At 67.6% G+C, this 18,559-nt stretch carries 15 protein-coding genes, 2 tRNA genes and 1 pseudogene; 14 read left to right on the forward strand and 4 right to left on the reverse strand.

Annotation, left to right across the window (positions count from 1 at the left end):
* Positions 1-13 precede the first annotated feature (13 nt).
* The 3 genes from DBZ45_RS00260 to DBZ45_RS00270 all read left to right on the forward strand — a co-directional run bounded on the left by DBZ45_RS00260 (position 14) and on the right by DBZ45_RS00270 (position 4,064).
* The gene (locus DBZ45_RS00260) at positions 14-2,263 is read left to right on the forward strand and encodes a prolyl oligopeptidase family serine peptidase (RefSeq protein WP_111901989.1); all 2,250 of its coding nucleotides are present in this window, start codon (positions 14-16) and stop codon (positions 2,261-2,263) included.
* Positions 2,264-2,358: 95 nt separating this feature from the next.
* A tRNA-Ser gene (locus tag DBZ45_RS00265) sits at positions 2,359-2,446 on the forward strand.
* Positions 2,447-2,588: 142 nt separating this feature from the next.
* Positions 2,589-4,064, forward strand: coding sequence for an MFS transporter (locus DBZ45_RS00270; RefSeq protein WP_111901990.1), 1,476 nt, complete (start codon positions 2,589-2,591; stop codon positions 4,062-4,064).
* On the opposite strand, the gene DBZ45_RS00275 is transcribed toward DBZ45_RS00270, so the two are convergent.
* Positions 4,009-6,225 carry a RecQ family ATP-dependent DNA helicase gene (locus DBZ45_RS00275; RefSeq protein WP_111901991.1) on the reverse strand — a complete coding sequence of 739 codons (2,217 nt, stop codon included), beginning with the start codon at positions 6,223-6,225 and terminating at the stop codon, positions 4,009-4,011. The genes DBZ45_RS00270 and DBZ45_RS00275 overlap by 56 nt on opposite strands.
* 128 nt (positions 6,226-6,353) lie before the next feature.
* On the opposite strand from DBZ45_RS00275, the gene DBZ45_RS00280 reads away from it, so the two are divergent.
* The 5 genes and pseudogenes from DBZ45_RS00280 (at position 6,354) to DBZ45_RS22755 (ending at position 9,197) form a co-directional block, all read left to right on the forward strand.
* On the forward strand, positions 6,354-7,772 hold the full coding sequence (locus DBZ45_RS00280) for a phosphomannomutase/phosphoglucomutase (RefSeq protein WP_111901992.1): 1,419 nt from the start codon (positions 6,354-6,356) through the stop codon (positions 7,770-7,772).
* A 9-nt stretch (positions 7,773-7,781) separates the two neighbouring features.
* Positions 7,782-8,264, forward strand: a complete 483-nt coding sequence (locus tag DBZ45_RS00285; RefSeq protein ID WP_111901993.1) for a hypothetical protein — start codon at positions 7,782-7,784, stop codon at positions 8,262-8,264.
* Between the two features lie 99 nt (positions 8,265-8,363).
* Positions 8,364-8,813 (forward strand): RrF2 family transcriptional regulator, encoded by a 450-nt coding sequence (locus DBZ45_RS00290; protein ID WP_111901994.1) that lies wholly within the window; start codon positions 8,364-8,366, stop codon positions 8,811-8,813.
* Positions 8,814-8,916: 103 nt separating this feature from the next.
* A pseudogene (locus tag DBZ45_RS23065) lies at positions 8,917-9,099 on the forward strand (hemin transporter); the annotation flags it as partial.
* Positions 9,045-9,197 (forward strand): hypothetical protein, encoded by a 153-nt coding sequence (locus tag DBZ45_RS22755; protein ID WP_190242946.1) that lies wholly within the window; start codon positions 9,045-9,047, stop codon positions 9,195-9,197. The pseudogene DBZ45_RS23065 and the gene DBZ45_RS22755, both read left to right, overlap by 55 nt.
* A gap of 88 nt (positions 9,198-9,285) precedes the next feature.
* On the opposite strand, the gene DBZ45_RS00300 is transcribed toward DBZ45_RS22755, so the two are convergent.
* Positions 9,286-11,112 (reverse strand): phosphoenolpyruvate carboxykinase (GTP), encoded by a 1,827-nt coding sequence (locus DBZ45_RS00300; RefSeq protein WP_111901995.1) that lies wholly within the window; start codon positions 11,110-11,112, stop codon positions 9,286-9,288.
* A 279-nt stretch (positions 11,113-11,391) separates the two neighbouring features.
* Here DBZ45_RS00300 and DBZ45_RS00305 point away from each other — a divergent pair.
* Positions 11,392-11,465: transfer RNA gene (locus DBZ45_RS00305), tRNA-Arg, on the forward strand.
* Positions 11,466-11,540: 75 nt separating this feature from the next.
* Here DBZ45_RS00305 and DBZ45_RS00310 read toward each other — a convergent pair.
* Positions 11,541-12,269, reverse strand: a complete 729-nt coding sequence (locus DBZ45_RS00310) for a FadR/GntR family transcriptional regulator (protein WP_111901996.1) — start codon at positions 12,267-12,269, stop codon at positions 11,541-11,543.
* Positions 12,270-12,399: 130 nt separating this feature from the next.
* Between DBZ45_RS00310 and DBZ45_RS00315 the strand changes: the two genes are divergently transcribed.
* The 5 genes from DBZ45_RS00315 (at position 12,400) to DBZ45_RS00335 (ending at position 17,959) form a co-directional block, all read left to right on the forward strand.
* Entirely contained in the window at positions 12,400-13,857 is a 1,458-nt protein-coding gene (locus DBZ45_RS00315) for a dihydrolipoyl dehydrogenase family protein (protein WP_111901997.1), read from the forward strand.
* 67 nt (positions 13,858-13,924) lie between these two features.
* Positions 13,925-14,653, forward strand: a complete 729-nt coding sequence (locus DBZ45_RS00320; RefSeq protein ID WP_111901998.1) for an ABC transporter ATP-binding protein — start codon at positions 13,925-13,927, stop codon at positions 14,651-14,653.
* A complete protein-coding gene (locus DBZ45_RS00325) occupies positions 14,650-16,686 on the forward strand; it encodes a YhgE/Pip family protein (RefSeq protein ID WP_111901999.1) in 2,037 nt (678 codons plus the stop codon). Before DBZ45_RS00320 ends, DBZ45_RS00325 begins: the two co-directional genes overlap by 4 nt.
* Positions 16,683-17,333, forward strand: a complete 651-nt coding sequence (locus DBZ45_RS00330; RefSeq protein WP_111902000.1) for a TetR/AcrR family transcriptional regulator — start codon at positions 16,683-16,685, stop codon at positions 17,331-17,333. Before DBZ45_RS00325 ends, DBZ45_RS00330 begins: the two co-directional genes overlap by 4 nt.
* 17 nt (positions 17,334-17,350) lie before the next feature.
* Positions 17,351-17,959, forward strand: coding sequence for a hypothetical protein (locus DBZ45_RS00335; protein ID WP_111902001.1), 609 nt, complete (start codon positions 17,351-17,353; stop codon positions 17,957-17,959).
* A gap of 66 nt (positions 17,960-18,025) precedes the next feature.
* On the opposite strand, the gene DBZ45_RS00340 is transcribed toward DBZ45_RS00335, so the two are convergent.
* Complete coding sequence (locus tag DBZ45_RS00340) at positions 18,026-18,553, reverse strand: SixA phosphatase family protein (protein WP_111902002.1); 528 nt, start codon at positions 18,551-18,553, stop codon at positions 18,026-18,028.
* Positions 18,554-18,559: the final 6 nt, after the last annotated feature.

The raw sequence follows: 18,559 nt of genomic DNA on the forward strand, positions 1-18,559 counted from the left end.
TTTGGATGGGCGCATGACCACCACTGCAGCTGATTCTGCCCCCGCCTCCGGCGCCGCTCCCACCGCCCCCGCGCCCACCGACGAGAACATCTGGCTGGAGGACATCTACGGCGAGGAACAGCTGGCCTGGGTGCGCGAGCAGAATGCCCGCACGGAGGACCTGCTCGAGGACGCCGATTACGCCCGGCTCGAGGGCGAGATCCTCGAGGTGTTGGATTCGACGGACAAGATCGCCATGGTGAGCAAGCACGGCGAGTGGTACTACAACTTCTGGAAGGACCGGCAGAACCCCAAGGGCCTGTGGCGCCGAACCAGCTGGGACAGCTACCGCAGCGACGACCCGGAGTGGGACGTCCTGCTCGACGTGGATGCCTTGGCGGCCGCCGACGGCGTGGAATGGGTCTTCCACGGCGCAAACCTGCTCCGGCCTGAACCCGGGCAGCCGTACCGGCGCGCCCTGGTGGCGCTCTCCCCCGACGGCGGCGACGCCAACCGCTACCGTGAGTTCGACGTCGAGACCCGCACCTTCGTTGATCCCGCTGCCGGCGGTTTTGATCTCCCGACGGCGAAGGGAAACGTCTCGTGGCTCGATGCGGACACGCTGCTGGTCGCCAGCACCGCAGCGGATCTCCCCCGCACGGCGTCCTCGTACGCCCGCACCGCTGTGCGGATGCGCCGGGGCCAGGCCCTGAGCGATGCGCCCCGCATCTTCGAGATCCCCGAGGACCACATGATGGCGATCGTGGCCCACGACTCCACGCCCGGCTTTGAGCGGACGTTCGCGGTGGACTGGATCGACTTCTTCAACCGCCGCACCTCGGTGCTGCAGGACGGTGGCTGGGTGCAGTTGGACGTGCCCACCGACGTGAACACGGGCGTGCACCGGGAATGGCTGCTGTTCAGGCCGCAGCGCGACTGGACGGTGAGCGGGACCACCTACGCGGCGGGCTCCCTGCTCGCCGCCGATTTCCAGGCGTACCTGGCCGGCGAGCGCGAGCTGACGGTCCTCTTCGCCCCGGACGCGCACACGTCCCTGCAGTCCTGGAGCTGGACCCGGAACTTCCTGCTGCTGAACCTGCTGAAGGACGTGTCCTCGGAGATCCGCGTGCTGGATCCTGCCGACTCGTGGCGGTCCTCGCTGCTCGATGCCTGCCCGCCACTGCACGACGTCAATGCCTTCGCCGTTGATGACGAGGACGAGGCGGAAGGCGGGTGCGGGGACGACTTCTGGCTCGTGGCCACCGGCTTCACGACGCCCAGCACCCTGACCCGCGGCACCCTGACCCGCATGACACTCACCGGGGTCGCCGCCGACGGCGGGGCTTCCGGCGAGTCTTCCAGCGAAACGCCAGCGGCTGGCGTGGTGAGCAGCCACGCGGAAGTGAAGGCATCGCCGTCGTTCTTCAATGAAGCGGACTACGAGGTGCAGCAGCACTTCGCCGTCTCCGCGGACGGCACGAAGGTGCCGTACTTCCAGGTGGCCACCCGCGGCCTGGTGCTCGACGGGCAGAACCCCACCCAGCTTTCCGGCTACGGCGGCTTCGAGGTCTCGCGCACGCCGGCGTACAGCGGCACCATCGGCCGGGCGTGGCTGGAACGGCGGACTGCCGCAGTTCCCGGCGACGGCCTCGCGGAGGGGCACAGCCGGGGCGGCGTGTACGTTGTGGCCAACATCCGCGGCGGCGGGGAATACGGCCCGTCCTGGCACCGGGCCGCACTGCAGGAAAACCGGCACCGCGCCTACGAGGACTTTGCCGCGGTGGCCAGGCACCTGATCTCCCGGGGCGTCACGAGCCGTGACCGTCTCGGCTGCGTCGGCGGCTCCAACGGCGGCCTGCTCGTGGGCAACATGCTGACGCGGTATCCCGAACTGTTCGGCGCCGTGTCCTGCGGGGTGCCGCTGCTGGACATGCGCCGGTACACCAAGCTGTCGGCGGGTCACTCGTGGATTGCCGAGTACGGCGACCCCGACCTGCCCGAGCACTGGGAATTCATCAGGACCTTCTCCCCGTACCACCAGCTGAAGGACGGCGTGGAGTATCCGGAAACCTTCATCTGGACCGCAACGTCCGACGACCGGGTAGGCCCGGTGCAGGCCAGGAAGATGGCTGCCCGCATGCTGGCCATGGGCATCCCCAACGTCTGGTTCCACGAAGCGCTGGAGGGCGGGCACGCCGGAGCTTCGGACAACCGGCAGGCCGCCGCCCTGCAGGGCCGAAGCCAGCACTTCCTGTGGAAGGCGCTGGCAGAAGGCACGGCCTGACCACGGCTCCTTCGGGACTCTGCAGTGACCCTCCCCGGCCGTTTTGCGCTGGATGGCCGGTTCTGCGTATCCTTGGTGGGCTAGGAATAGCAATTGGAGACGTGCCAGAGCGGCCGAATGGGCTTCACTGCTAATGAAGTGTGGGGCACAACTCCACCGGGGGTTCAAATCCCCCCGTCTCCGCGTTTGGCCCCGGTCCTCGGACCGGGGCCGTTTGCGTTCCCGGGCCCATTCCCTGCCGCGTGGCCGCCAGTCCTGCCGTTGCGGCCGTCCGAGTGCCGGACCCCCAAGGCAGTAAACCGCTTTCCGGTGTCAGGATGATTGCATGAACAAGCTTTCTGCCAGCGAGGCCTGGAGCCCCAGGCTGGCCCTGCTGGTGGCGGCCACGTTCTTCATGGAGTTCCTCGACGGCACGGTCCTGACCACCGCCATCCCCAGCATCGCCAGGGACTTCGGGGTGCCGTCGGCCAGCGTGAACATCACCATGACCGCCTACCTGATGACAGTGGCCATGGGTATCCCACTGAGCGGCTGGCTGGCGGAGCGCCTCGGGGCCCGGCGGATATTTTGCCTGGCCATCGCTGTCTTTACCCTGGCGTCGCTGCTGTGCGCCGCCAGCCAGGACCTCACGATGCTGACCGTCAGCCGCGTCCTGCAGGGCCTGGGCGGGGCGATGATGGTGCCGGTCGGTACGCTGCTGGTGCTTCGCGGGACGCCAAAGTCGGATCTGCTGCGCGCCACCGCCTACCTCGTCTGGCCGGGGCTGCTGGCGCCGGTCCTCGCACCACTCGTGGGCGGCGCCCTGACCACCTACCTGTCCTGGCACTGGATCTTCCTGATCAACCTGCCGCTCGGCGCCGCGGCCTTCCTCGCCGCCCTGCGCCTGGTTCCCGCCGTTCCCGGCGACCGGACCCGCCGGCTGGACTGGCTTGGGCTTGCCCTCACGACAGCCGGCGTGGGCGCGCTGGTGGCGGGCCTTGAACTGGCCAGCGGCCACCCCGGCGGCTTGTGGACCTGGCCCAGCATCCTGGCCGGGGTTCTCGCGCTGGCAGCGGCGGTCGTCTGGATGCGACGCGCGGCCCACCCGTTGTTTGACCTGACGGTGTTCGGCACCCGCACCTTCCGGGCCACCAACTCGGGCGGCTTCATGTACCGGCTGACCATTAGTGCCGTGCCGTTCCTGTTGCCGCTGATGTTCCAGAACGGATTCGGATGGAGCCCCCTGCACGCGGGCATCATGGTGGCCGCCGTGTTCATCGGGAACATCGGCATCAAACCCGCCACGACGCCGCTCATCAGGCGCTTCGGGTTCAAGCCGGTGCTGGTGTTCGCGTCCCTGGCGTCGGCTGCCACCTTCGCCCTCTGCGCGACGCTGACCCCGGCCACACCTGAACCGCTGGTGTTCACGCTGCTCGTGTGCAGCGGGGCGTTCCGATCCATCGGCTTCTCCGCATACGCATCTGTCCAGTACGCGGACATCGTGCCGGGGCAGCTGACCTCGGCCAATGCCGTCTCGGCGACGCTTGTGCAGCTGGCCACGGGGGCCGGCATCGCGGTGGGCGCCCTGCTGCTGCGTCTCTTCGAGTCGGAGTCCCTGCTCTCGTCCGGGTTTGGCGCCATCTTGTCGGCCGGACCGGACGGCAGCGGCGTGGCCGCCTACCGCGGCGCGTTCCTGTCAATTGCGGTGCTGATGCTCCTCAGCACCGCCGACAGCCTTATGCTGCACCGGCACGCGGGGGCCGAGGTCAGCCGGCCTGGGCCAGTGCCAGCGGAAGCACCGCGCCCGCACCGGCCCGCCTGAGCGCGCGTCCCGCGACGGTGACGGTCCACCGGCTGTCCACGAGGTCGTCGATGAGCATCACACTGCCGCCGCCGAGGCCGGCGAGCTCTGCCGCCAGTGACTCCCCCACCACGAGACGGTCCCACACACCGGCCAGCCGGTACGCGCTGTTGCCGCCGCGTCCGCCGGTGGGCCCGCCGTGCTCGAGCTGCAGCTGGCCGATGTACGGGATGCGGCCGATCTGGGAAATGCCACGGGCCAGGGAGTCCACGAGTTCGGGCCTGCTGCGCGAGGGCATGCTGACGATCGCGGCCGGCCTGCCTGCGCCGCTCCAGCCCGGAATCCGGGAATCACCTGTGCCCCATTCGCGGAGCACCTGGACACAGGCCTGCAGCATGCCGGGATCGACGGCACGGTCCGGAGCCCCGGCCGCGAAGAGTTCGCGCAGCGCCCCTCCCCAGCCCAGGTCCGTCAGCCTGGCGAGGACCCGGCCGTCCGCTACGTTTTCGTCAGGTTTGATCTTGCCCTTCACCGGCACCCCGAGGCGGTCCATCCCGCTGGGCCACTGGAGCCGGGACTCCAGCACGATGCCTGCACGGCTGAGGGTCTGCCCGGCAGCCTCCGTGGCCGTGGAGGCGACCTCCGAGGGGAACCACCTCCCCGCGCAGTTGTCGCAGCGGCCGCAGGCGGCAGCCGTCTCGTCATCCAGGACGGAGGTGATGTACTCCATCCGGCACCCGGCGGTGTCCTGGTAGATGACCATGGAGTCCTGCTCGTCCACCCGGGCCTCCGCGATGCGGCGGTACCGTTCGGCGTCGTACGTCCAGGGCATCCCGGTGGAGCGCCAGCCGCCGCCCACCCGTTCCACTGCACCGTCCACGGCGAGGACCTTCAGCAGGAGTTCCAGCGGCGTCCGGCGCAGGTCCACCCGGGCTTCCAAAGCCACCGTGGACACGGCCGAGCCCGCCTCAGCCAGCGCGGTCAGCACAGCGGTGGCCTTCTCCTCGGAGGGCATGGAGGCCGTGGCGAAGTACTGCCAGATTTCGCGGTCCTCGGACCCTGGCAGGAGCAGGACGTCCGCATTGGCGGCGCCACGGCCCGCCCTGCCCACCTGCTGGTAGTAGGCGACCGGGGACGACGGTGCGCCGAGGTGCACCACGAAACCAAGGTCCGGCTTGTCGAAGCCCATCCCCAGCGCAGAGGTGGCCACCAGTGCCTTGACCTGGTTGTCCTTGAGGAGCTGCTCCGCCCTCTCCCGGTCTGCCGGGTCAGTGCGGCCTGTATAGGCCAGTACCTCGTGGCCCGCCTCCGCGAGCAGCCTGGCGGTGTCCTCTGCGGCGGAGACCGTCAGGGTGTAGATGATTCCGCTGCCCTGCAGATCAGCCAGGTGCGTGAGCAGCCAGCCGAGACGTTCGCGCGAATCGGGCAGCGCCAGGACCCCGAGACGCAGCGATTCCCTGCCCAATGCGCCGCGGATGGTCAGCACGCCGTCGCCCAGCTGTTCCTCGATGTCGTGGACCACCCTGGAGTTGGCAGTGGCTGTGGTGGCCAGTACGGGCACGGCGTCCGGCAGCTCGGCGATGAGGTCGGCAATGCGACGGTAGTCGGGCCGGAAGTCGTGGCCCCAGTCTGAGATGCAGTGGGCCTCGTCGATCACCAGCAGCCCCGTGCGCCGGATGAGTTCCGGCAGCTGGTTCTCGCGGAACGAAGGGTTGGTGAGCCGCTCGGGGGACACCAGCAGGACATCCACCTGGTCGGCAGCAAGCTGCTCCCGCACCGTATCCCACTCCAGCTGGTTGGCTGAGTTGATGGCCACGGCCCGGACACCCGCCCGGGCGGCGGCGGCCACCTGGTCCCGCATCAGGGCCAGCAGCGGCGAAACAATCAGAGTGGGTCCCGCCCCGCGCCGCCGGAGCAGCAGGGACGCCACGAAGTAAACGGCGGATTTTCCCCAGCCCGTCCGCTGCACCACGAGCGTCCGGCGGCCGCCGTCGACCAGCGCCTCTATGGCCTCAAACTGGCCGTCGTGGAAGTCGGCATCCGGCCGGCCTACCAGCTCGCGCAGCACCGACAGGGCCTGACCCCGGGTCCCAGTGGCCGCCGCTTCCTGGTCCCTTCCGGCGCCGGTACCGGAGGGGCCGGGGGCAGAAGCAAGGACAGGAGCGTGCTGGTTATTTGCCATTGATTCAGTATCCCAGCCGCCTCTGACACACCAAACCCAGGGCACCCGCCATGTGGACAACAGCCGGCGCGCACTTCTGTGACTTCCCCTTCACAGGCCGCCGGCCGCGTGCCCGTAAGATAAGTGCCGTGACTAGCGACCAGACCCGTACTTTTGACCTTTCGGCCTCGTTCAAGGCGTATGACGTCCGCGGCATCGTGGGCGAATCCATCACGGCTGAAATCGTCGAAGCCGTGGGCGCAGCATTCGTTGACGTGCTTGGCCTTGAGGGACAGACGGTCCTGGTGGGCGGTGACATGCGCCCGTCCTCCCCCGAGTTCAGCAAGGCGTTCGCCAGCGGTGCGGCCAGGCGGGGAGCCAACGTCCAGCTGCTGGACCTGATCTCCACGGACGAGCTGTACTACGCGTGCGGAGCCTTGAACGCCGCAGGCGCAACGTTCACCGCGAGCCACAACCCCGCCGCATACAACGGCATCAAGATGGCCAAGGCCGGCGCCGTCCCCATCTCCTCCGAAACCGGCCTCAAGGAGATCCAGGCGCTCGCCGAGCAGTACCTGAACACGGGCTCCATTCCCGCTGCGGAAACGCAGGGCCAGATCGGCGTCCGGGACGTGCTGAAGGACTACGCCGAGTACCTGCGCACGCTGGTTGACCTCTCCGGCTCGCGCCCGCTCAAGGTGGTGGTGGACGCCGGCAACGGCATGGCCGGACTCACCACGCCCGCCGTCTTGGGCGACACGCTGCTGCCGAAGCTGCCCTTCGACATCGTTCCGCTCTACTTCGAACTGGACGGCTCCTTCCCGAACCACCCGGCCAACCCCCTCGAGCCGGAAAACCTGCGCGACCTTCAGTCCGCCGTCGTCGAACACGGCGCGGACATCGGCCTGGCGTTCGACGGCGACGCCGACCGCTGCTTCGTCATCGACGAAAAGGGCGAGGCGGTCTCGCCGTCGGCCATCACCGGCATGGTGGCCCGCCGCGAAATCGCCCGCGCGAAGGCGCAGGGCGAGGCAAACCCCACCATCATCCACAACCTCCTGACCTCCCGCGCGGTGCCGGAGCTCGTCGCCGAAGACGGCGGCCGGGCGGTACGCACCCGGGTGGGCCACTCCTTCATCAAGGCCGTCATGGCAGAGGAAGGCGCCATCTTCGGCGGGGAGCACTCCGCCCACTTCTACTTCCGTGACTTCTGGAACGCGGACACCGGCATGCTTGCCGCCATGCACGTGCTGGCCGCACTGGGTGAACAGGACGGCCCGCTGTCTGAGCTCGGCCGGGAGTACGAACCGTACGTTTCCTCCGGCGAAATCAACTCGGAAATCGAGGACAAGGCCGGCGCCGTGGAGCGCGTCCGGGCCGATTTCGAGACCGAGGACGTGGTGGTGGACCACCTCGACGGCAGCACCTTCACCGCCGCCGACGGCAGCTTCTGGTTCAACCTGCGCCCCTCCAACACGGAACCGTACCTGCGGCTGAACGCCGAAGCCACGGACCGGGCCACGATGGAGCGGGTGCGCGACCGCGTGCTGGCCCTGGTCCGCAGCTAGGACGGCCTCATGGCATCACCCGACTCAACCCCGGCCCAGTCATCGTGGCGCGCATCCGTGCCGGAGTCCACGGCTACGGATCTGGAAAACCTGCTGGGCACCGGATTGGCGGCGGCCCAGGAGCAGCTTGAGCGCAGTGGCGGGTTCCTGCCGTTCGCCCTTGTGGTGGAGAACGACGGCGACGTCCGCCTCGTCGCTGTTTCTCCGGCGGATCCGGAGGCCGACGGGGACAGTGAGTTCGACGCCGACGCGATGATCCGGGACATCACGGAACTTTTGCGCCAGCACCGGGACGAGTTCCGCGCCGCCGCCGTCGTCTGCGACATCACCCTGGTCGAGGAGGACTCGGACGCCATCCATGTGGCCACCGAACACCGGGACGGCGCGGTGTTCGCAGCCGTCCTGCCGTACTCCCCCACCACCGAGGGCGGTGAGTGGGAGTTCGGCGACCTTGCCGCCGACTCCAACGAGCCTGTCATTTGGGCGGACTAGACCGGGCGAAACGGTGAATTGCGCCGGTCATCAGGCGCACAGCCACCCTGTGCGCCCCGGACCCAACGTCGATTTGCCCAGGTCATTTAGGCTAGAAGCATGAAAATCAACGCCTTCGCGGACGTCAGCCTGCGCGCCCTCATGGTGCTCGCTGCCGCGCCCGAGGGCGGCTTGCTCACCACCCAAAACGTCGCGGACGCCGTCAACACCCCGTACAACCATGTCAGCAAGGCCGTGGCAAAGCTGCGTATGCTCGGGCTGATTGATGTGGAGCGCGGCCGCAACGGAGGCTCGAGGCTCAGCGCAGCCGGCCGCCGTGTGACCGTGGGCCAGGTCCTGCGGGAACTGGACACCCGCGAGGACCCCGCCGAGTGCATTGGCCCGGCCGGCAGTTGCCCCCTCATCAGCGAATGCAGGCTCCGTGGAGCCCTGGCGCGGGCCCGCGAGGCCTTTTACCGCGAGCTCGACGGCGTCGTGGTGGCCAACCTGCCCACCTCACGGCAGATGACACCCGTCTTCGAGGCCATCGGGCTCCGCCCCGGCGTCTGACTCGCGCCCCAGTCAGCCGTTCCCCGGTTGCACGGGATTTGAATTCACTTCTACGGGGTGTAGAAATTGAGGCGCGCCAATACTCGTATTTACAAATACAGGTATTTCAAAGGTCATCACGCCGGAGATTGCCGAAGCCTGGACCGAGGTCTACTGGCTCATGGCCGATGCCCTGATCAAGCTGGAGAAGGGCCTCTACGCGGCCCAGGCGAACACGCAGATGTGGATGCCGTGGACCGTCGTCGAGAAGACCCCCGCCGGCACCGGATCGATGACTTTCGCCCTGGCGCGAAAAACATCCGCAACGAGGCCATCGAGGCAGGCATCCCCGCAACACGGATCCACTACGAGGTCTTCGGACCGGACATCTGGCTGGCCGCCTAGCCCCTATTATCTGGACGAAAACTCCAGAACGGACGACGGCGGCCCCGCACCTCTGAAGAAAAAGGTGCGGGGCCGCCGTCGTACTGGTCTAGGCCAGACGGGACTTCAGGCCGTCGAGCTCCTGCTGGAGCGCTGCGGGCAGCGAATCGCCGAAGTTGGCGAACCACTCTTCGATCGAAGCGAGCTCGGTCTTCCACTCGTCGGCGTCGACGCGGACGGCGTCCTCCACCTGAGCGGGGGTCATGTCGAGCCCGTCGAGGTCGATGGCGTCGCCGGTCGGGACGAAGCCGATGGGGGTCTCCACGGCGTCGGCCTTACCTTCGAGCCGCTCGATGGCCCACTTCAGGACACGTGCGTTGTCCCCGAAGCCCGGCCAGGCGAAGCCACCCTCAGCGGTACGGCGGAACCAGTTGACCAGGAAGATCTTGGGCAGGCGCTCCGGGTTAGCTTTGGCGGACAGGTTGACCCAGTGGTTCAGGTAGTCGCCTGCGTCGTAGCCGATGAACGGAAGCATGGCCATGGGGTCGCGGCGGACCACGCCGACGGCACCGGCCGCAGCAGCGGTGGTCTCGGACGACAGGGTGGAGCCCATGAAGATGCCGTTGGTCCAGTCGCGGGCCTCGGTGACCAGCGGGATGGTGGTCTTGCGGCGGCCGCCGAACAGGATGGCGGACAGTTCCACGCCGTTCGGGCTGTGGTACTCCTCGGCCAGCATGTCGATCTGGTCGATCGGGGTGCAGAAGCGCGAGTTCGGGTGGGCTGCCGGCTTGGCGGACTCGGGCGTCCAGGAGTTGCCCTGCCAGTCGGTGAGGTGCGCCGGGGTTTCCTCGGTCATGCCCTCCCACCAAACGCCGCCGTCGTCGGTCAGCGCGACGTTCGTGAAGATGCTGTTGCCCTTGGCGATGGCGCGCATGGCGTTCGGGTTGGTGCCCCAGCCGGTGCCGGGGGCCACGCCGAACAGGCCGGCCTCGGGGTTGACGGCGCGGAGCTCGCCTTCCTTGCCGAACCGCATCCAGGTGATGTCGTCGCCGAGGGTCTCGACCTTCCAGCCCTTGATGGTGGGGTCCAGGAGGGCAAGGTTGGTCTTGCCGCAGGCAGACGGGAAGGCAGCCGAGACGTAGTACGTCTTCTGTTCAGGCGAGGTGAGCTTGAGGATGAGCATGTGCTCGGCAAGCCAGCCCTCGTCGTGGGCCATGACCGAGGCGATGCGCAGGGCATAGCACTTCTTGCCCAGCAGCGCGTTTCCGCCGTAGCCGGAGCCGAAGGACCAGATGGAACGCTCTTCGGGGAAGTGCACGATCCACTTGTCCGGGTTGCAGGGCCACGGGACGTCTGCCTGGCCGGCCTCCAGCGGAGCACCCAGGGAGTGCAGGGCCGGAACGAAGAAGGCGTTGGTTTGGGTGATCCGGTTCAGGACGTCCGTGCCGATGCGGGCCATGATGCGCATGGAGGCGACAACATAAGCCGAGTCGGTGATCTCGACGCCGAACTTCGGGTCCTCGGCGTCGAGGTGGCCCATGACGAACGGGATGACGTACATGGTGCGCCCGCGCATGGAGCCGGAGAACAGCCCGCGCAGCTTCTCCTTCATCTCCGCCGGGGCCATCCAGTTGTTGGTGAAGCCTGCGTCGTGCTCCTTCTCAGAGCAGATGAACGTCTGCTCTTCAACGCGGGCCACGTCAGCGGGGTCCGAGAAGGCAGCGAAGGAGTTGGGGAACAGGTCCTGGTTCAACCGCTTCAGGGTGCCGGCCGCGACGAGTTCGTCGGTGAGGCGGGTGTTTTCTTCCTCGGAGCCGTCGACCCAGTGAATCCGGTCCGGCTGGGTGAGCCCAGCGACCTCTTCAACCCAGGCCAGCAGACCGGCATGGGTGGTGGGTGCTTTCTCAAGCAGCGGCAGTCGCGCCAGGTGGGCCATTGCAGTTCCCTTCCTCGGGTTCAGTGGTGTGTGCTAAATGCTATTTCTGATGATCTGGACCAATTCGCGGTCAGACATCGGATGTCCTGCCCGCCGGGACCCAACTTCCGCGGAAATTCGCGGAATTTTTATTTAGAAAAGTCGAAATTGGTGACGAAGGTCACATAGACCGGTCTAGTTGCGTAAATTACAGGGTCCTCGATTTGGAACTCCCGCTGTCCTCGCGTAAAGTTAATCGAGGTTCGGGGCGAGCGAAAAACTCGCCGGGAACCGGAAGATGCGCCCATAGCTCAGCTGGATAGAGCGTCTGTCTACGGAACAGAAGGTCAGGGGTTCGAATCCCTTTGGGCGCACAGCGAGAAGGTCCGCATCGGGAAACCGATGCGGACCTTCTGCGTTAAGCATGGGTTAGTCCAGAACCGGGCTTCCTATTCGGCAACTGCCTCCCGTATCCGCTGCCGGAACCCCTCGAAGTGGTGCGTCAGCTCGCGGGCTGCCCTGGCCTTGTCCCCGGCAGCGACGGCCGAATAGATGTTCCGGTGGACTGCAGCGAGTCCCGGCAGGTCCTCCACGCCGGGTCCAACCTCGGCATAGATCTTGCGGTAAACCTTCCAGAAGACTCCTAGCAGGTTTAGCAGGAGCTCATTACTAAGGGGTTCAAAGAGCCTGCGGTGGAACTCAGCATCGGCTTCCACAAAGGCTTCCCCGGCCTCCGCGCTCTCCTCCATTCGGACCACGGACTCCTCGATGGCCGCGAGCTGTTCGGCCGTCATCTCGTCCATTGCGCTGCCAATAAGCCCCGCCTCCAGCGCGTGCCGGACGTCCACGAGCTGCCGCGCTTCCCGGCCGTGGTGCCGCAGCGAGAGCCGCCCGCGGAAAATCAGGCCGTCGGCGAGGGATTCGAAATTGCTGGTCGCAACGAACATGCCAAAGCCGTGGCGGATCTCGATGACCCCCAGCGCCTGCAGGACCTTCAGCGACTCCCGCAGGGTATTCCGGCCCACGCCGAGCGCGAGGCACAGCTCGTTTTCGGTGGGAAGGGCGTCGCCCGGCTCCAGTTCACGGTCCAGGATGAGCTCCATGATGTCCGACTGCAGGGCGCGCAGGCGCGCCTGGGCGCCGAAGCGGGCCGGCGGAACCACGTGGGAGGGCTGCATGGAAGGCTCCTTTGCACTGTCCGTACTTTTCCTCACCGTAGCGGATGTCCCATGTCCCCAGAACGGCGGGGTCCATTGTTACGGCAGCGCCTGCCGAAATCCGCGGCAGGCGTGGGCGTAGGCTTTTGCCATGCCACGTCTTGTTGAACGGGAATTCGATGTCATTGTGATCGGCGCCGGCGCGGCAGGGGAAAATGCCGCGGACCGGGTAGTGCAGGGCGGCCTCACGGCGGTTCTGGTGGAAGCTGAACTGGTGGGCGGCGAATGCTCCTACTGGGCGTGCATGCCATCCAAGGCACTGCTGCGGCCGGGCACCGCACTGCACGGGGCCCAGTCAGTTCCAGGCGCCAGCGAGGCCGTGACAGGAACGCTTGATGCGGCCGCGGTCCTCAAGCGGCGCGACTCCTTCACGTCCCACTGGCAGGATGCCAGCCAGGTGGAATGGGTGGAGAGCGCAGGCATCGAGCTGATCCGCGGCCGGGCACGCATCACCGGCGAGCGGACAGTGGGAGTCGCCGGGCTGGACGGCGACGCTTACGCACTCACGGCGCGTCACGCCGTCGTGCTTGCCAACGGCTCCACGCCCAACCGGCCGCCCGTCGACGGGCTGAGCGACGTTGAGTACTGGGGCACGCGGGAGGCGACCTCGGCAAAGGAGGTCCCCGGACGGCTTGGCGTGCTGGGCGGCGGCGTCGCCGGAACCGAGCTTGCCCAGGCTTTTGCCCGCCTCGGGTCCACGGTCACGCTGGTGGCGCGCAGCGGGCTGCTGCGCAATTTTCCCACTGAGGCAGCGGAACTGGTGGCCGCCGGCCTGCGCGCCGACGGCGTGGAGCTCCGGCTCGACGCCAAGACCCGCAGCGTCCACAGGAATTCGGACGGTTCCCTGACGCTCACGCTCGACGGCGGCGACACCGTCACAGTGGACCAGCTGCTGGTGTCGACCGGCCGGAGGCCCGCCCTGGACGGGATCGGGCTGGAAAACGTGGGGCTGTCCGCCAGCGACGGCAAGCCGCTGATCATCAGCACCGACTCCACCGGCCTGGTGGCCGGAGCCTCGGGCAACGACGGCGGCCGCTGGCTGTACGCGGTGGGCGACGCGGCGGGCAAGGTACTGCTGACCCACCAGGGCAAGTACGAGGCCCGGGCCACCGGCGCCGCCATTGCCGCCCGGGCCAAGGGCGAGCTGCGCGGGGACCCTGAGCCGTGGAGCCGGTACGCGCAGACAGCCGACGAACACGCCATTCCCAACGTGGTGTTCACCGACCCCGAGCTGGCCAACGTCGGCAGGTCGCTGGAGCAGGCCCGCACGGACGGCTACAACGCATCCTCGGTGGAGCTGCCCATCGAAGTGGCTGGCTCCTCCCTGCACGCCCGGAACTACAAGGGCTGGGCGCAGCTGGTGGTGGACGAGGACCGCAAGGTGCTGCTCGGCGCAACCTTCGCGGGGCCCGACGTCGCCGAACTCCTGCACGCGGCGACGATCGCCGTCGTCGGGGAAGTTCCGCTGGACCGGCTCTGGCACGCCGTGCCCTCTTATCCCACCGTCAGCGAGGTCTGGCTGCGGCTGCTGGAAAAGTACGGGCTCTGATCTTTATTTGAACTGACTAGTCAGTTCGGTTAGCCTTGAAGCAGACAACTTCTGCGAAAGGCCCGCTTTGCTCTGCGCACGACAGCTCAGCGTCAAAGGCCGGCGGCTCGACCTCCTGCCGCCGACCTCACTGCAGGTGGCCCGCGGCCAACTGCTGCTGGTAACCGGCGACCGCCAGGACCAGCGCACGGCCCTCACCTTGGTCCTGAGCGGCCGGATGAAGCCCGACGGCGGCACTGCCAGTTGGGACGGCTCAGCAGGAATAAGGCCGCTCCGCCGCGCCAGCGCCCTGGTGGACTCCCCAGGCGTCAACGAACCCGAACAGCACCTGAGCGTCGCCGACCTGGTGACCGAGGATCTGGCCCTGATCCCCCGGCGCTACCGCGGCGCCCTGCGCAGCAAGCCGTGGCTGAAGGTCAACCGCTTTGAGGACGTCGCCGGCATGTGGACGGAACAGCTCCCGGCGGCGCGGCGCACCGAGCTCCTCACGGCGCTGGCCCTTGCCAACCCCGGCACGGACCTCCTCGTGGTGGACTCCCCCGACCGGCACGGTTCCGATTCTGCCCACTGGCTGCCCCGTCTCACGGAGTTGGCGTACGACGGCGGCCGGCCCCTCGCCGTCGTCGCAACCGTTACGTCTCTCCCGGACGGCTGGACCGGACCGACCGCGGAGATCGGCAATGCGGTCCGCCGCCCCTCCACGGCGAGTTTTTGTCCAGATAATGGCCGCAAAACGCCCCCGAAGTCCGAAGATGTGGACGGAAACTGCAGCGTGACGGAAGAGGTGGCCAAGTGACTGTCCTGCGGCTGGCGCGCTCCGAGCTCAAGCGCATGACCGGCGGGCTGCTGCCCAAGCTGACCATTCTGGCCCTAGCCCTGGTGCCGCTGCTCTATGGCGCGGTGTACCTCTACGCCAACTGGAATCCGTACGGCAACCTCGACCGGATTGACGCCGCGCTCGTGATGGAGGACACCGGGGCGGCCAGCGGCAACGGAACGCGGCTCGAGGCCGGGCAGAAGGTGGCGGACAGCCTCCTCGACGGACACGTGTTCAACTGGCAGACTGTCCACTCCGCCGCGGAAGCGGACCAGGGCGTCAGCGACGGAAAGTACGCCTTTGCCCTCAGGATCCCCAAGGACTTCTCTGCCAACCTCGCCTCGCCGGGCAGCTTCAATTCGGCGACCCAGGCCATGCTCAACGTCACCACCAACGACGCCAACAATTACCTTCTGAGCACCATCGTGGACAAGCTGACCACTGCCGTCCATGCGTCGGTGGCCAAGGAAGTCGGTGCGGAGACAGCCAACCAGCTCCTCACCGGCTTCGGCACCATCCACACCCAGATGGTGAAGGCGGCCGACGGCGCTGTCCAACTGGCCGACGGCGTCACCCGGCTGCACGACGGCACGGTCACCCTGCATGAGGGAACCGGGAAGCTGGAAACCGGGGCGGCCGACCTGTACAACGGCCAGGTCAGGCTTCGTGACGGGGCCAACGAACTCTCGGCCGGCGCCGGACAGCTGAGCGCTGGGCTGGCGGAGTTGCGCGACAAGACGGCCGGGCTTCCGGCCGACTCGCAGCGCCTCGCTGACGGCGCCGCGCAGGTTGCGGCAGGAAACGCAGCACTTAACAGCAAAGTGCAGGACGCCGTCGGGCAGCTCGGGGCAGCAGAAAATGGCCTCCGCAGCCGGCTGCAGGAGTCCAACAGCAAGCTGGTGGCCGCCGGCGTCCTGACCCAGGAACAGTCGGACAGGGTGCTCGCGGAAGTTGATTCCGCGGCTGCCTCCGGCCCGGTCAGCGAGGCCAAGGCGAAGATCCAGTCAGACGCCGCGCAGATCCAGCGGCTTTCCGACGGATCGGCTGCGGTAAGTGCCGGCGCGGCACGGCTGGCCGCCGCCGCACCCGCGTTGACCGGCGGCATCTCGACGGCGTCCGCCGGGGCAGACCGGCTGGCAGCCGGAGCAGCAGCGCTGGCTTCCGGCGAGCAGACGGCGGTGGACGGTTCCGCCGCCCTTTCGGCGGGTGCCCAAAAGCTCGACGACGGTGCGGCGCAGCTGGAGAGCGGAGCCGGCACCGCGGCTGCCGGTGCCGGGAAACTGGCTGACGGGCTGGCCCAGGGCGCCGGCAAGGTCCCCCACCCGGATGACTCGCAGAAAAGCAGCCTCTCGGCCGTGATGTCCGACCCCGTGGCCGTCAGCAACGTCTCGCAGGCAAAGGCGGGCTCCTACGGTGCCGGACTGGCCCCCTTCTTCATGACACTGGCCCTGTGGATCGGCATCTTCATGCTGGTCCAGGCCATGCGGCCCATCACCCAGCGCGCCCTGGCCTCCAACGCGCCGGCCTGGAAGATCGCGGTCGGGGGCTGGCTTCCGTTCCTGGCGGTGTCGGCCGTGCAGGCGAGCCTGCTCACCGTCGTCGTCAATGTGGGCCTTGGGCTGCATCCCGCCCATCCGTGGCTGATGTGGCTGTTCCTGCTGGCAGCCGCCATGGCATTCAGCGCCATCATCCAGGGCGTGGTGGCACTGCTCGGTTCGCCGGGGAAGCTGGTTGTCCTCATCCTGCTCGTGCTGCAGTTGGTCTCCTCCGGCGGCACTTTCCCGTGGCAGACCACGCCGGAGCCGCTGCACGCCGTCCACCGGGTCCTCCCCATGGGTTACGTGGTGGATGGGATGCGGCACCTGGTCTACGGGGCGGACCTTTCCCTGATCCCGGCCACCGTGGCGGGGCTGTTTGGCTACACTTTGCTGGGGATGGCACTTTCGACGCTGGCCGTCCGCAGGAACAAGTTCTGGACCCTTAAGACCCTGAAACCGGAGATCGCCGTATGAGCACGCTGGAGGCGGACCAGGAACCCGTTGCACCAAGGAAGCTCCGCCCCGGCCGGACCAATGCCACAAAGCAGAAGCTGTTCGAGGCATCCATGGACCTGATCGGGGAACGCGGCGCATCAGGTGTGACGGTGGACGAGATCGCCGCTGCGGCCGGCGTGTCCAAGGGAACCGTCTATTACAACTTCGGCAGCAAGTCCGACCTGATCGCCCAGCTCCTGCGGCACGGCGTCGACATCCTCGAAGCCCGACTGCTCAGCGTGACGGGTGCGACCGCGGACCCGCTGGCCGGCATGGAGGCAATGATCGGCCAGGCCATGGACTTCATGGCCGAGTATCCGTCCTTCGCAAGGCTGTGGGTGGGCGAACAGTGGCGGACGCCGAGCGAATGGCAGGACACTTTCGCCGAGCTCCGGACCAGGCTCCTGCGCGTGATCGGCACGGCAATCGAACGCGTTGCTGCGCAGTACCCGGTGGACGCCAGCATTTCCCGGGGAAGCCTGGAAGCGGCCGTGTTTGGCGCCTGCTTCGTGGTGGGTCTGGACCGCCAGACATACAACCCCGAACGGAGCCGTGACCAAAGCGTTGCAGCCATCATGACGATCATGCGCGGCTACGTGCTGAAGGGGCCCGATCCTCGTGGATGATTAGTCCCATGCGTCACATGGGTAACAGCGGAAAGACAGCGATCGGTGCGTTTGCCGCAGCGGCAGGCCTGCTGGTGCTGACGTCCATCACGCTCGAAGAAGCAGCGCTGGTTGCATTTCTCGGCGCCGTGGCCGTGGGGTACGTGGCGTCCGTGGCGGAAGCCTTCGCCCGCCACCGTTACCTCGCCCTGCTGGCGGGCGGGGTGGGAACCAGCCTGTTCATCGGGTGCAGCATCGCCTTCCTGCGCACGTGGGGGCTCGCCTTCAACCAGGATGCTGCCGCCTTGGGCCAGGCCGCGACCACCCGGGATTCGGACATCTACTTCTACCTTGCGGCGGCCTCGGGATGCCTGACGCTGCTGGTGCTGTTTTGCGCGGCGGTCTGGCCGTCCCGGAGGCGGCTGCAGCGGAACGCACTCCCCCGACCCGCTGGCATGCCCGGGCCCCGGGGTGCAGGTCCCGTCCGGGGCGCAGGCTCGGCCCGTCCTGCAGCGAGGCTTCCCGCGGGCGCCAGGCAGCCAGGGCAGCGCCCTGTTCAGCAGAAGCACGCTCAGCAACCGACCCCGCGGAAAAGTGCCCAGCCAGCGCGCGCCCAGCGGTCCGGCGGACGGACGCCCGGCCGCTAATACTGCGGCAACGCGTTGGGCCGGACCGGCACCTCCCGGCCCGTTCCCTAGGGGCAGGGGGTGCGGCTAGTGTGCGCGCGGAACCTTGAAGTGCGTGAGCTTGGCATCCTGGCCATCCAGCTCCGCCCAAGGCTTCTCTGTCTCCAGCACGGTCAGCCCGCTCGTGGGAAACCGCGTTGCGGCATCCATGTAGGCGTCGTGATTGGAATTCCGTGAGGCCAAGTGCATGGCCAGGTCCTGCACGCCGGGCATGTGGGAGATTACCATCAGCGTGGTCACGGTGTCCGGCACGTGGTTGATGACCGCAAGCATACGCAGCGCGGAGGCGCCGTAGAGCCCGTCCTCAAGTTTCGGCGTCGGAGCCTTCTCACCGAGTTCACTACACACCCAGGTGCACGTTTGCCGCGTTCGCAGAGCACTGGAGCAAAGGATGAAATCCGGGACGATGTTGTGCTTGAGCAGCCACTTGCCCGCAAGGGGGGCCTCGCGGTGGCCACGCTCCTCCAAAGGACGCTCATGGTCTGCCACCCCGCCCGGCCAGTCGGCTTTGGCGTGGCGCATAAGGACCAGCCGCTTCTTGTGGTGCGCACTCATGGACTC

This window comes from Arthrobacter globiformis (assembly GCF_003261175.1).
Taxonomy (GTDB): domain Bacteria; phylum Actinomycetota; class Actinomycetes; order Actinomycetales; family Micrococcaceae; genus Arthrobacter; species Arthrobacter globiformis_A.